General features: G+C 72.3%; 11 protein-coding genes. 3 read left to right on the top strand and 8 right to left on the bottom strand.

Annotated elements, in window-relative coordinates; translation table 11 throughout:
- Positions 1-77: 77 nt before the first annotated feature.
- The 4 genes from aspT to ABZ249_RS25960 form a co-directional block, all read right to left on the bottom strand.
- A complete protein-coding gene (gene aspT, locus ABZ249_RS25975) occupies positions 78-1,772 on the bottom strand; it encodes an aspartate-alanine antiporter (protein ID WP_355267874.1) in 1,695 nt (564 codons plus the stop codon).
- Between the two features lie 200 nt (positions 1,773-1,972).
- Positions 1,973-3,595, bottom strand: coding sequence for a bifunctional aspartate transaminase/aspartate 4-decarboxylase (locus ABZ249_RS25970; RefSeq protein ID WP_355267871.1), 1,623 nt, complete (start codon positions 3,593-3,595; stop codon positions 1,973-1,975).
- Between the two features lie 135 nt (positions 3,596-3,730).
- Positions 3,731-4,297: an SRPBCC domain-containing protein gene (locus tag ABZ249_RS25965; RefSeq protein ID WP_355267868.1), complete on the bottom strand. Its 567-nt coding sequence runs from the start codon at positions 4,295-4,297 to the stop codon at positions 3,731-3,733.
- A 222-nt stretch (positions 4,298-4,519) separates the two neighbouring features.
- Positions 4,520-5,983 (bottom strand): MFS transporter, encoded by a 1,464-nt coding sequence (locus tag ABZ249_RS25960; RefSeq protein WP_355267865.1) that lies wholly within the window; start codon positions 5,981-5,983, stop codon positions 4,520-4,522.
- Positions 5,984-6,183: 200 nt separating this feature from the next.
- Here ABZ249_RS25960 and ABZ249_RS25955 point away from each other — a divergent pair, with 200 nt between their 5' ends.
- The gene (locus ABZ249_RS25955) at positions 6,184-6,768 is read left to right on the top strand and encodes a hypothetical protein (protein WP_355267862.1); all 585 of its coding nucleotides are present in this window, start codon (positions 6,184-6,186) and stop codon (positions 6,766-6,768) included.
- Here ABZ249_RS25955 and ABZ249_RS25950 read toward each other — a convergent pair.
- A complete protein-coding gene (locus ABZ249_RS25950) occupies positions 6,762-7,091 on the bottom strand; it encodes a GNAT family N-acetyltransferase (RefSeq protein WP_355267859.1) in 330 nt (109 codons plus the stop codon). The two genes, ABZ249_RS25955 and ABZ249_RS25950, sit on opposite strands and share 7 nt — an antisense overlap.
- Before the next feature lie 105 nt (positions 7,092-7,196).
- Between ABZ249_RS25950 and ABZ249_RS25945 the strand changes: the two genes are divergently transcribed.
- Both ABZ249_RS25945 and ABZ249_RS25940 read left to right on the top strand, forming a co-directional pair.
- Entirely contained in the window at positions 7,197-8,411 is a 1,215-nt protein-coding gene (locus tag ABZ249_RS25945) for a DUF418 domain-containing protein (protein WP_355267856.1), read from the top strand.
- Positions 8,412-8,420: 9 nt separating this feature from the next.
- Positions 8,421-9,113: a TetR/AcrR family transcriptional regulator gene (locus tag ABZ249_RS25940; protein ID WP_355267853.1), complete on the top strand. Its 693-nt coding sequence runs from the start codon at positions 8,421-8,423 to the stop codon at positions 9,111-9,113.
- Between the two features lie 170 nt (positions 9,114-9,283).
- Here the strand turns inward: ABZ249_RS25940 and ABZ249_RS25935 are convergent, their stop codons facing one another.
- The 3 genes from ABZ249_RS25935 to ABZ249_RS25925 are packed head-to-tail and all read right to left on the bottom strand — an operon-like array spanning position 9,284 to position 13,549.
- Positions 9,284-10,651: a hypothetical protein gene (locus ABZ249_RS25935; protein ID WP_355267851.1), complete on the bottom strand. Its 1,368-nt coding sequence runs from the start codon at positions 10,649-10,651 to the stop codon at positions 9,284-9,286.
- Positions 10,651-11,712, bottom strand: a complete 1,062-nt coding sequence (locus tag ABZ249_RS25930; protein WP_355267848.1) for a TIM barrel protein — start codon at positions 11,710-11,712, stop codon at positions 10,651-10,653. Before ABZ249_RS25930 ends, ABZ249_RS25935 begins: the two co-directional genes overlap by 1 nt.
- A 10-nt stretch (positions 11,713-11,722) precedes the next feature.
- Complete coding sequence (locus ABZ249_RS25925) at positions 11,723-13,549, bottom strand: GMC oxidoreductase (RefSeq protein ID WP_355267845.1); 1,827 nt, start codon at positions 13,547-13,549, stop codon at positions 11,723-11,725.
- Positions 13,550-13,570: the final 21 nt, after the last annotated feature.

Raw genomic sequence — 13,570 nt, 5'->3', positions numbered from 1 at the left:
GTCCCGGGCGGCACCGGACACGCGAGGGGCCCGCCACCGGTCCGGCCGGCGGCGGGCCCCTCGCGTGTCCCTCGGTACTAGACCACCGCTCCTGCCAGGGCCACGATGATCGGCCCGGTCAACGGCAGCAGGATGTTGGAGATGGCGTAGGTGATCGTGTACGCGATCACGGGCACCGTGTTCCCGGCCGTCGACACCACCTGGCTGATCGCCGGGGTGCTGCACTGCTGCCCGGCCACCGCGCCGATCAGCAGCGGCGGCTCGATCCTCATCAGCCGCCGGCCCACGAACAGCGAGATCGACGCCGGGATCAGCGTGGTCAGCACCGCCGCCACCGGCAGCATCACCCCGTAGTGCTGCACCAGCTGCCAGGCCGAGGGGCCCGCGGACATGCCCACCGCCGCGATGAAGGTGGCCAGCCCCAGGTCCTTCATCGTCCCGGCGGCCGCCGGGTGCAGCGAGCCGAAGGTGGGCCGCCGGGCCCGCAGGTAGCCGAACACCAGCCCGGACAGCAGCGCCCCGCCGCCGGTGCCCAGGGTGAGGTCGGCGCCCCCGACCGGGATGACGATCTGGCCGACCAGGATGCCCAGCACCAGGCCCAGGCCCAGGTAGACGAAGTCGGTGGTCTTCTGGGAGACCACCGGGTACCCGAGCTTCTTCTCGACCGCCCGCACATCGGCGGGCGCCCCCACGATGGTGAGCACGTCGCCGGTGTGCAGCAGGGTCTTGGGCAGCGCCGGGATCTCCTGCTCGGTGCGGGTGAGCCTGCGGATGAACACGGCCTCGCGCAGGTCGGCGCCGAGCACCTCGCCCAGCGACTCCAGCGGCAGGTGGTCGGTGCCGCGGTGGGTGAGCACCACGTCCAGGCTCTGGAGGACGGTGTCGGGCTCCTCGGCCTGCTCGGGGCCGATGACCGCCTCGGCGCCCACCAGCGCCGCCCGGCGGCCCACCAGCACCAGCAGGTCGCCGGTGCGCACCCGGAACCCCGGGTCGGGGCGTTTGACGGTCTGGTCGCCGCGGCGCACCTCCTCGACGGTCGAATGGCCGTTCAGGGAGGCGTGGATGTCGTCCACGCTGCGCCCGTCGGACTGCTCGACCCGGTAGGCGCGGCCCACCAGGTCCGGCAGCGCCGGGGTCTCCCCGTCGGCCCGCTCCCGGCCGCCGCTCATCTTCTGCCACAGCTTCGCCGACTCCTCGCGCAGGTCGAACCGCATGATGCGGGGCGCGATCTGGCTGGTCAGCAGCACGATGGTGATGAGACCGCACAGGTAGCTGACGGTGTAGGCGGTGGCGACGTTGTTCTGGAGCTCCGTGGTCTCGTCGGCGGACAGGCCCAGGCGGCCGATCGCCTCGCTCGCCGTGCCCAGCGCCGCCGACTCGGTGGCGCCGCCCGCCATCAGCCCGGCGGCGGTGCCCTGGTCCAGCCCCAGCAGGACCGTGAACACCAGGACCACCCCGATCACCGAGACCACCTCGATGATCGGAAAGCCCAGGTAGCGCAACCCCTTGCGGTTGAGGTTGGCGAAGAACTGGGGCCCGCTGCTGAACCCCAGGGCGAAGATGAACAGCGCGAACGCGAGGTTCTTGACCCCGTCGTCGAGCTGGGCTCCGGTCAGGTAGCCGATGACCAGCGCCACCAGCAGGGTGCCGCACACCCCGCCCAACCGGATCGGTCCGAACGGCACCTTGCCGAACGCGTACCCCAGCGCCAGCGCGGTGAACAGCGCGATCTCCGGGGTGTTCTGGAACAGGTCGGTGATCCAACCGCCCACGGCGGCCTCCTCACGACTCGGGGCGGCCCAGGCCGTGCCCTTCGAATGTCCGTTCCGCACCGGCCCGCCCGCCGCCCGCCATCACCGTCGGCGGACGGCCCGGCGGCCGCGGCGCCGCCGCCCGCCGGGGGCGGGGACCTGCGGCCCCGCCGGCGCCCCGCGGACGCCGGACGGCACGGGAGGACACCCGAGAACAGGTCCTAGGCGCCGTGGGACGAAGTGAAGCGGCGGTGGTACTCCTCCCCGATCTCCCGCAGGGCCCGGCCGATCCGGGTGTAGGCGTCGTGGTCGAGGTTGGCCAGGCTGACCCGGACCGACCAGGCCGGGCCGTCGAAGCCGCCGCCGTTGAGCAGGACCACCCCGTCCTCCTCGGACAGGCGCAGCACCGGGTCCACGGGCTCGTAGTTCTCCCTCATCCAGGCCGCGAACTCCGAGCCCCAGTGCTGTTCGGCCCAGTACAGGAGGTCGAGCTCGACGTAGTAGCCGGCCCGCAGCGGGTTGTCGGGGAACTCCACGCCCAGGCTCTCCGACAGCGCGGCGAGCCTGCGGCGCAGCACCTCGTTGACGGGCCGGTGGTACTCCTCCGGCGCGTGGGTGAGGGCGAACAGCGCGAACAGGGCCATCTGCACCTGCTGGGGCGTGGACAGCCCGGCCGTGTGGTTGAGCGCCACCGAGCGGCTGTCGGCGACCATCCGGTCGATGAACTTCATCGACGCCGGGTCCAGGGTGAGGGAGGCGTAGCGGCGCCGGTGCGCCTCGGCGTCCTCCCCGCCCATCCGGGCGATCTGCGCGTCCACGGTGTTGTCCGGCTGGAGCGCGATGACCCCCAGCCGCCAGCCGGTCGCACCGAAGTACTTGGAGAACGAGTACACGCCGATGGTGTTGCGCGGACACACCTCCATCAGCGAGGTGAAGCCCTCCACGAACGTGCCGTAGACGTCGTCGGTGACGATGACCAGGTCCGGGTTGCGGTTCTCCACGATGTCGCGGATGCGGTCCAGGGCCCGCTCCGACAGGGCCACCGACGGCGGGTTGCTGGGGTTGACCAGGCAGACCATGCGGACCGAGGGGTCGGCGAGCTTGTCCAGCTCGGCGTCGTCGTAGTCCCAGGTGTGGAAGCCGTCCGCGGTCCCGCGCGAGGCGCTGACCTCGACGACGTCGAAGCCGTACCGGTCCAGGTGCGGGATCTCCAGGTAGGGCGTGAAGATCGGGGTCATCAGCGCGATCCGGTCGCCCGCCCGCAGCACCCGGTTCACCTGGAGCGAGTCGAAGATGTAGCACATGGCGGCGGTGCCGCCCTCGACCGCGAACAGGTCGTAGGGGGCCTCGGGCTGCCGGCCGCCCATGGCGTGCACCAGGTACTCGTGCACGGACTTCGCGACGAACGGCAGGATGCGGTCGGGCACCGGGTAGTTGTCGCCGATGATGCCGTCGACGAGTTCGTGCAGGACGGCGTCGGAGCGGTCGTGCGTCACCCGGTTGAGGATCCGCCGCAGCAGGTCGGTGCCGGGTTCTCCGGCGTTCTGGTCGAGGAACACCGAGAAGCGCTCGGTGATGCCCTCCCGTCGGGGCATGCCGGCGACGGCGGGCCACTCGTTCCAGGCGGCGCGGCTCTCCAGGACGGCGAACCGGCCCAGGAGGAAGAACGCCTCCCGCGGCGGCGCGGCGGTCCAGTTGGGGTTGCCCCGGCCGGCGTTGAGCATGGCGTGCGCGGTCTTGCGCTGCTCCGCCTCGGCCAGGTCGATGAGGTGCCCCTTGAGCTCGAAGGGGCTGAGCCCCTCCAGACGGCGCTGGGCCGCGCGGTCGTCCTCCAGGTGGGTCATTCCGGTTCCCCCGATGGTCGTCACTCCAAGTGAGTGATCAGTTGCCATGCGTGCGCCATCAGGGCGTGCCCGGCCCGGGGTCAAGGAGAACCGAGCCTCCCGCCATGCTTTGGCCGGGAGAGCGGGGGTGCCGGGTCAGCCGAACAGGAGGTAGCCCAGCAGCATGCCGCCCGCCACCACCACCAGGGCGGCCGCCGACCACAGCCGCTGGACCCCGGCCCCGCCCCGCTCCGGGGCGGCCGGGGCGGCGTCCGTGCCGGATGCGGGCGCGCGCTCGTCCAGGCGGCGGGCGCAGCGCTCCATGAGCCCGCCCGCGACCTCGGTGAGCACGGGCTCGCTCCAGCGGGTCAGCCCTCCGGTCAGCTCCAGGTCGGTGGTCACGGACACGACGGTGTCCTCCCCGCGTCCGCGCAGGCCGGCGGTGATGAGGGCCGAGCCGGTCCCCTCGCCGCGCCGGGACCGTCCGGTCGCCTCGACGACGATGCGGCGCGCGCCCTCGTCCTTCTCCACCAGGCGGGCGGTGCCGTGGCAGGCGACCACGGCGGGGCCGACCTTGATGCGCGCCTCGGCCAGGTGCGTGTCGCCGTCGGTCCCCACCAGGCGTACCCCGGGAACGCAGGGGACGAGGGACTCCACGTCGGTGAGCAGTTCCCAGGACCGCTCGACGGGTGCGTGGACGACGAATTCGTTGTTGATCCTCATGGGGGTGCTCTCTGTTCGGGCCCTGGGGGAGGAGGGGACCCGGCGGGCCTTGTCCCGGGTCCGTTGCGGCGGCAGGTCCTGCGCCCTGGGGCGGTGTCGCCGATGATACGGGCCGCGCCGACCGGGGGTTCCCGCGCGCCGGGACACGGTCCGCCTCCGGAGGGACCGCGCATCCGGGCGGCGGCGGTGGCCGCCCCGCGGCCGCCGGTTCCGGGCCCGGTGTCAGGTCCCGGTGGACTCCCGGGGCCGGCGGTCCCGGTCGGCCGGGCCGGGGGCCGGGTCCTCCCCGGGGTCCGCCCCGCGTCCCCGCACCGGGATGAACAGCCCGACGACGGTGCCCGCGGCGCAGGCCGCCACCCCCGCCCACAGCGCGGCGTCCATGCCCGTGCCCGACGGGTAGGGCACGCCGTCCACGGTGACCGTCAGCGAGGCGAACAGCAGGGCGAGCACCGCACTGGCCGAGGAGGTGCCCAGGGAGCGGACCAGGGAGTTGATCCCGTTGGCGGAGGCGGTTGCTCCGCGGGGCACCGCGCCCATGATGAGGACGGGCATGGCCGCGAAGGAGACGGCGGTGCCCACGCTGACCAGGGTGCTCCCCAGGACCGCGTTGGCCAGGGAACCGGGGGCCAGGACCCGGCCCAGGTAGGTCAGCCCCATGACGGCCAGCCCGAACAGCAGGGTCGGCTTGCCTCCCCAGCGGTCGAGCATGCGGCCGGCCACGGGGGAGAACACCAGCATCATCAGCCCGCTCGGCACCATGAGGAGACCCGCGGTGACCACCGGCAGCGCCAGGCCGTACCCGGTCTCCGCCGGGACCTGGAGCTCCTGGGTGAGGACGAGGCCGTTGAGGAACATCGCGAACCCGGTGAAGTACGACGCGATGTTGGTCAGCAGCACCGGCGGCAGCACCGCCGTGCGCAGGTCGACCATGGGGGCGCGGGTCCTGAGCTGGAGCGGGATCCACAGGGCCAGGAACAGGAGCGACACCCCGGTCAGGACGAGCACGCGCGGTCCGCCCCAGCCCCAGGCGGCGCCCTTGGACAGCACCAGGAGCAGGCCGACCAGGACGACGGACAGCACCAGGGCGCCCAGGACGTCGAAACGGCCCGGGGAGCGCTGCGGCGACTCGGCGACCGCCAGCCGGATGAGCAGGGTGAGCACGGCGCCGACGGCCGCGGTGGACCAGAACAGGGACGTCCATCCGAACGCGCCGTAGAGCACCCCCGACAGCGGGAGCCCCAGCGCGCCCCCGATGCCCAGGGTCGCGCTCATCAGGGCGATGCCCCCGGCCAGCCTCTCCCGGGGCAGCTGGTCGCGCATGATGCTGATGCCCACCGGGATCAGGGCGGTCCCGAATCCCTGCATGGCGCGCCCGACCAGGAGCGGCACGAAGCCCCCGCCGACGGCGGCGATGAGGGATCCGGCCGTCATCACCGCGAGCGAGACCAGCAGCATGCGGCGCTTGCCGTACATGTCGGCCATGCGGGCGACGATCGGGGTGGCCACGGCGCCGGTCAGCAGGGTGGCGGTGACCAGCCAGGAGGCGTCGTCGGCGGAGACGCCCAGGATGCGGGGCAGGTCGGGGAGCAGCGGTATGACCAGGGTCTGCTGGAGGGAGACGATCATGCCGCAGAGGGTGAGGACACCGGTGGTGAGCCGGACGGGCATCCGCGGTGCGGACGACATGGGGCCTCCGGGGAGGGGGGTGAACAGGCGTTCACCGCCAGGGTAAACACCGTTCAACCCGATGGACACCCCGGCGGTCGAACGTGGCGCGGATCACCCGGACCCCCGCGGAATCACGTACGCGCGGATACGTCGCACGCTGTACGCCGTGTCGCCGTCCCCTGCGGATACTGGCCGCACGGGCGAGGAGCGGAGGGGCCATGGACACGGCGGGGGCCACGGAGAAGGCGCGGCAGGGCGGACGGGAGCGGTCGCGGCGGGTCCCGCGGCGGCGCGCGGGCAGGCTCGGCCCCCGCACCCGCAAGGCCGTCCTCATCGTCCACATCGCCGCCTCGGGTGCGTGGCTCGGGCTCGACCTGGTCCTGGGGATCCTGGTGGCCACCGCGCTGCTGGGCGGCGACGGGGCGGCCCTGGCGGTGGCGGTGGCGGCGTTCGCCACCTGGCCCATGGTGGCGGTCGGCGCCCTCACCCTGGCCAGCGGTGTGGTGCTGGGCCTGGGGAGCAGGTACGGACTCGTGCGCTACAGGTGGGTGCTGGTCAAGCTGGTGCTCAACGTGGTCCTGGTGTTCCTGGTGGTCGTCGCGCTCTCCCCGCAGGTCGGGGCGCTGGCCGGGGAGGGGCGGGCGGCGCTGGCCTCCGGGGGCGACCTGGCCTTCGATCCCGGGATGCTCTTCCCGCCGGTGGTCTCCTCCACGGCGGTCGCGTTCGCCATCGCGATCTCGGTCGTCAAGCCCTGGGGGCGGACCCTCCGCGGTCGGACGGCGGTCGAGGGCCCGGCTCACTGAGGCAGGGCGCGCACGAGCTCCAGGTCGTCGGGCGTCACCTCGAGCAGGGCGTCGTCGAATTCGCGGTGGCGTTCGACGTACCTGGCGACGTAGGGGCAGACGGGCACGATGCCCAGGCCCAGGGAGCGGGTCTCCGCCAGGGCCTCGGCGACCAGCGTGCCGGCCAGTCCGCGCCCGGAGAAGCGCTCGTCGATCTCGGTGTGGAAGAAGATGCGCCGCCGGTCGTCGGCGTCCACGAACTTCGTGAACCCCACGACCTCCCCGTCGACGCTGATCGTGTACCGGTCCGCTGCTTCGGCCACAGTGGCCCTGCCGTCCGCCATGGGCCCATCATGCCCCCGCCCGGCCCCCTTGTGCCGGTACGGCGCGCGGCCTAGAATCTTGAACGCCGTTCAATTATTGAACGCCGTTCAGAGAGGAAGGCGCCGATGAACGGACGACTGCTGGCACCCGACTTCGCCCGGGGCGGGATGCTCCTGCTCATCGTGCTGTCCAACACCGCGATCTTCTTCCACGGGGTCGCCGCCGTCGAAGGCGGGACCTCGGCGACCCCGGTGGCCGACCAGGTCGTCCGCTTCGCGATGATCGCCCTCCTCGACGTCCGCGTGTACCCGCTGTTCGCCTTCCTCGTCGGCTACGGGCTGGTCCGGGCCTACCAGGCCAGGTCCGCCGAACTGGGGGAGGACGCGGCGCGGGCCGTCATCCGCTCGCGCAACCGGTGGCTCGTCGTCTTCGGCCTCGCGCACGCGGCGCTGCTCATGGGCAGCGAGGTCCTGGGCGACTACGGCGTCATCGGCCTGATCCTGTGCGCGGTGTTCCTCGGCCGCGGCGAACGCCGGCTCAGGGCCGCGATCCTCACCGGAGCGGGCCTGCTCGCCGCGGTCCTGCTCGTGTCGGCGGCCGTCCTGGCCGCCTCGGTGATCCTGCCGCCCACCGGGGCGGCGCCGGCGCTCGAGCCGGGCGCGCAGGAACTGAGCCTCAACGGCTCCGGCACCACCGACTACCTGGAGTCCGTGGTCACCCGCCTGTGGGGCTGGGTCTTCCTGATGGTGTTCGCCAACGGGCTCGGGGTGGTGATGCCCACCGCGATCCTCATCGGCATGTGGACGGCCCGGAGGCGGATCCTGGAGGAGCCGCACCGGCACCGCCGCCTCATCACCACGACGGCCGCCGTCGGGGTGGGCCTCGGACTGGCGGGGTCGCTCCCCTCGGCACTGGCGTACGCGGGCGTGTTCACCCCGGCGTCGGAGGCCGCGGAGGCGGCGCTGTTCCTGCTGGCCTGGACCTCCGGGCTCGCGGGCGGGCTGGGGTACGCGGCCCTGTTCGTGCTCGCCGCCGGGCGTCTCACCCGGGAAGGCCGCACACCCCGGCCGGTCGCCGCCGTGGCGGCCCTGGGCAAGAGGTCCCTGAGCGGCTACCTCGCCCACTCGATGGTCATGGCCCCCGTGCTCTCGCTGTGGGGGCTGGGCCTGGCGGCGCACCTGACCGAGGCGACCGCCGCCCTGTTCGCGTTCTGCCTGTGGCTGCTCACCGTCGTCGTGGCCGCCCTCATGGAGAAGAAGGGGATGCGCGGGCCGTTCGAGGTGCTGCTGCGCGGGCTCGGCGCCCGCGCGGTGCGCCGCCGGACGGAGGCGGCGCGCTAGATTGGGCCGGTGCCGTCGACATCCCCGCCCCGCCGCGGTCCGCGCCGCAGCCTGACCCGAGAACGCATCGTCGACGAGGCGATCGCGGTCATCGAGGCCGACGGGCTGCCCGCCCTGTCCATGCGCCGCCTCGCCGAACGCCTCGACGTGGCCCCGGGCACCCTGTACACCTACGTCGCCAACCGGACGGCGCTGGAGACCCTCATCCTGGACACGGTGGTGGCCCGGGACGCGCTCCCGCACGAACAGCCGGGGCCGTGGTGGCACCGGCTGGAGGAGTGGGCCCGGCGGGACCTGGCCGCCTTCCGCGAGCGGCCGTGGATCCTGGATCTGCGCCGGTCCGCCCGCGGCGTCGGCCCGGCCCTGATCACCTGGCTGGACTCGGCGCTGCGGGTGTTCGACGGCACCGGCCTGCCCGAACAGGTCAAGCTCGACATCATCGAGGCCCTGGACGCCTACGTCTGCGGGGCGGCCACCAGCGACGCCCAGTCCGGAGAGGACGAGCGCGTCGCGGCCCCGGAGCTGGCCGCCGAGGTCGGGGAGGCCTACTCCGGCGCCCACGCCCTCCAGCGCGCCGTGGAGGGCGGCGCCCTCACCTCCCACGAGGGCCAGTTCGAGTTCGGCCTGCGCTGCCTGATCACCGGCTTCCGCGCCATCGCCGAGGAACACGGGAAGGCCGGGGAGGCCGGGAAGGGCCCCTGACCGGCTCCGCCGGCCCGGAGCCCGCCCGCGGCCGCCCCGGGGCCGTGCCGGGCCGCGCGGCCCGGCACACCGTGCGGGGGAGGGGCGGACGCTCCGCTCCCTCCCCCCGGACCGGTACCCGGCTCCGGAGCGCTCTCCGCCGCGCGGCGCGTGCGGCGGTGGACGGTGGGTCAGCCGTCGGCGCTGGACGGGATGACGGGATCGGCCACCGGCCGGGCGAAGGTGTTGCGGAAGAGCCGGACCTCGGTCTTCCTGCTCTTGTAGTAGCCGACCGTGTGGTACGAGGTGGTGGCGAAGTCCAGCCTGCCGTCGCCGTTCGCGTCGAGCACGGCGATGTGGGCGGTGGAGTCCCTGCTCACCCACTCGCGCACGACCACGCGGCCGGTGGAGTCCGCCTTCAGGTAGAGGACGCCCTGCGTGGGTTCGTTCGGGTCGCTGTTCTGCGGTCCGCGCATGGCGATGAGGAACTCGTCGTCGCCGTCCCCGTCGAAGTCCGCGGCCACGACGTGGTGCCCGACCGCGTCGTACCGCTTCTTCGGGCCCTCCTCATCGGATTCGATCGGCTGGGGGAAGACCTTCACCACCCGGCGCTCCCACGGCCGCTCGAACGGGCTCCCCGTCCCCCAGGGGCGGGTGTAGACCGCGACGGTGTTGCCGTGGAAGGGCTCCACCGTGACGATGCAGGAGGCGGTCTGTCCTCCGATCCGCCCGACGGCGACGTTGCCGCTGCCGCCGAACAGGGGGGTCTCCTTGTAGTTCGGCGGCCTGCCGATCTCCTGTGACGCGCGCGGAGGGACCCCGTCGCCGATGTGCCGGCGGATCCAGACGCCGTCCCGCCCCGGCCCGATCCAGTCCAGGCCGCTGTGGGAGGCGACGACGAACGACTGGAGGTCGGGCCGCGGCGTGCCGGGGAAGTGCCCGGCGACGACCGCGTGGATGATCCGGAACTTCAGCCCGTCCAGGCCGGGGGCCGACGCGGGCCTCCACTCCCCGGCGGGATCCGCCGGGATGTCGTAGAGGACCGGGCTGTAGGGCGTGAGGAACCCCTTCTCCCCCTTCTCGGCCTCCGGCGTCCCCGGGGCGGCCTTGCCCACGACGGGGAACGCCGCCAACTGGAGGCCCTGTGCCGGGTTCCTGGTGAATCCGCCCAGGCGCACCCGGTGGGTCGCCACCAGCGAGGCCACCTCCTTCCGCGTGTACGCCCCGTTCGCGTCCGGCTTGAGCCAGGAGATCTTCCCGTCGTCGTTCCCGCAGCCGAACATGCACCGACCGTAGTTGTGGCAGACGACGAGGTCCGGGTGGGGGCCGGTGCCGAGGCGGGCGTGGTCCAGCGCCACCGGCTTGTTCAGTCCCCCGGTGCCGAAGTCGAAGACGTCGCTCCGGGTCCAGGTGCCGTTGGAGTGCCCGTACCTCTCCACCTTCTGCTTCGTCAGCCCGGAGGTCACCAGCCCCGCCCCGGTCCGGTGGACCCAGTAGCCGTCCCCGGTGTCGGAGGCGATGGTCTCCGGAGTGAAGGCGGGCCGCGCGTGGGCCGTCATCACGAACCCCCCTTCGGGGAGGACTTCGCACCGCCGAGCAGGCTGTTGACGGTCCAGTAGGCGTCGACCGCGTAGTCCTTGGGCTTCTTTCCGTGGTGGAAGTCCGCGACGGTGGGCTGCTCCGCCTCCACCACGAGCCACTTGCGCCACTTCTTCTGCGGGTCCGGCGCCTGGCCGGTCTTCTTCCAGCGGTCCTCGCGCGCGTAGTCGACGTCGTCCAGGGCCTTCAGCACCTGGTCGAAGGGCACCGTCCACTTCCCGTCGGAGCCCGGGACGGTGAAGATCCCGGCCTTCACCCCGTCCTTGAAGGAGGTCTTCGCCAGGTCCAGACCCGCGAGCCTGTCCGGCCTCAGGTCCTTCAGGTGGATGTGCTTGATCCGCTCACCGTGCCGGTGCACGGCGGCCACCGGGTCGCCGCCCGCCCAGGTGAGGTGGCCGGTGTCCAGGAGCAGGTGGACGTACGCGGCGTCGGTGCCCGCCATCAGGCGGTCCATCTCGGGCTGGGTCTGCACGCCGGTCCCCATGTGGGGGTGGTAGCACAGGCGGAACCCGTCGGCGGCGGCCCGCCTCCCCAACTCGTTGAGGCCCTCCACGAGGGCGTTCCACTGCTGGTCGGAGAACCGGTTGCGCTGCTTGAGGGGCACGTGCGGCCGCAGGTGCACGGCGTTGCCGAACTCGGCGGCCCCGATGTTCTGCACCCCGCGGGCCGACCACTGCCCCTTGTTCGCCTCGTAGAAGTCCAGCGTGCGCCGGTGGCCTCCGGCCGTGGTGAACCAGGTGCTGATCCAGGGCTCCGTGACGTGGAACTCCCGGCCGCTCGGCAGCCCGGCCGCCGTCAGGAACGCCTTCCAGGCTGCGGCGTCCTTCGGGAAGTCCCGGTCGTCGCTGCACCCGGTGAACCCGGTCGCGATGATCTCCTTCAGGCACTCCTGGGCCGTGTAGTACTGCGTTCCGTTCGCGTTCGCGGTCAGGTCCGGGAAGTCGGCGTTGCGCCAGCCGGTGGGCGTGATCCCGATCCGCACGCCCGTGAGGATGCTCTTGCCCGTGTTGCTCTCTGCCATGACGCCCCCTTCAGCTCTGCGTGCCGGCGTTGAGGACGCTGAGCACGTCCTGGACGGCCACGTGCGCCATGGCCATGCTCGTGTGCGTGGGGTTGCCCGCGTTGCCGAACGGGTGCAGGCCGTTGCCGCCCAGCCAGAGGTTCGAGGTCCCGCACACCCTCGACCGGGGCGTGACCACGTGGTCGCGCTCCTCCGTCACCTGGGCCCTGCCGTCGTTGGCGGGGTCGTTGCCCATCCGCGTGGTCCCCGCCACGTGCAGCGGCAGCCCCGGAACCAGGAACTGGGGCTCCGACCCGGGCATGAAACCGCCCAGGTGGGAGGCGACCTTGATCATGTCGGCCATCATCATCCCGGCCGTGTGCCGCTCCTCCTCCGTGAGCTGGAAGTGGAAGGTGGGCTGGGGCATGTCGAAGGAGTCGACGTTGCGGAACTTCAGCACGCCGTTCTCGCGGTAGCGCTCGCTGAACTCCACCCGGTTGGCCGCCCGGGGCCGGGACAGGCCGAACCAGCGCAGGTCGACGATGAGCCGGGTGTCGATGTTGGGCGGGACCGCCCCGTAGCTGAACGCGTCGCGGTGGATCTGGCAGTGCCAGGGGCGCGCGGTCGAGGCCGGGATGTACAGGTTCGGCTCCGGCTCGTCCTTGGGGAACGGGATGGGGTCGGCCGGGGCCTTGCGGAAGTTCTTCTGGTTCTCCTTGAGGACCTTGCGCTGGGCGGCGCGGTAGGCCGCGACCCGGGCCTTCGCCTGCTGTGCGAGCGGCCTGTCCTTGTCCCCGGTGACCTCGTCCAGGTGCCTTTCCAGGCCGTCCAGGTGCTCCTGTCGGAGCACCACCTGGCAGAAGGCCATGGGCTGCTCGGTCATGTACTTGCCGATGGGCAGGTTGAGCTTCTCGTCGAGTTCGGAGGCGTACAACAGCTGGGCGGTGAGGACCGGGCCGCAGGCGATCACGTAGGCCCCGGCCTCGACCTCGGCGGTCTTGCCGAGATCGCGCAGGTTGCGCAGGTGGACGCGCTTGACCTTCGCGGGCGTGGAATCCGAGCCCCCCTCCAGTTCGATCCGGGTGGCCTGCCACTCGGCCCGGAGCGTGAACTCGGCCTCGCCGTCCCCCTTCTTCCACGCGGGGTCGGCGAGCCTTCCCAGTACGGTGTCGGCCGCGCTCCAGGTGACGAACTCCCGGTGGCCGTGTTCGTTCTGGTCCGTGCGCCGCTGCACCGCGAGGGGCAGCTCCGAGACCTGGAAGCCGGCGTCCTGGTTGAGGACCTTCTTCACCAGCTGGTGCCGGGCCGAGTGCCGGTAGGCCTCGGTGGTGCGCTTGAGCACCTCGGCCGAGTGCGCGTAACCGCCGTTGAGGTCCTGGTCGCCGAGCGGGTAACCGATCTCGTTGCCGTTCTCGTCCACCCAGGTGCGTTCCAGGGCCTTGTCGAACTCGGGCATCGCACAGGTCCAGTGGGTGGCCATCCCGCCGACCGCGTAGGTGGCGGCGTAGGCGCCGAGGTTGTCCTCCTCCTTCTGGTACGGATTCTGGTTGTTGAGCACGAAGCCCGCGTACTCCTCCGTGTCATAGCGGTAGGAGGAGGGGTCCAGGGTCGTCGGGATGTCGCTTCGGGTGGACACCGACAGGGGGTGGAGGTGTCCCTTGATGACGTTGACGAACTCGTCGATGTTGCGCTGGTAGAGGAAGGAGTTCTTCTGGTGCTCCCCGTAGCGTCCGGCCGTCTGGGGACCGGCGTCCACCATCAGCACGTTCTTGCCTTGGGCGTGCAGGTCGCGGGCGAACAGCGCCCCGATGGGGCCCGTGCCCACGACGAGGACGTTCGGAGTGAGTTTCTCCGCCACTGTGTTCTCCTCTTGGTGCTC

Source organism: Nocardiopsis sp. NPDC006139 (genome assembly GCF_040614155.1).
GTDB lineage: Bacteria > Actinomycetota > Actinomycetes > Streptosporangiales > Streptosporangiaceae > Nocardiopsis > Nocardiopsis changdeensis.
Note: the sequence above shows the minus strand (reverse complement) of the source record. Positions and strands in the feature narration are given on the sequence as shown.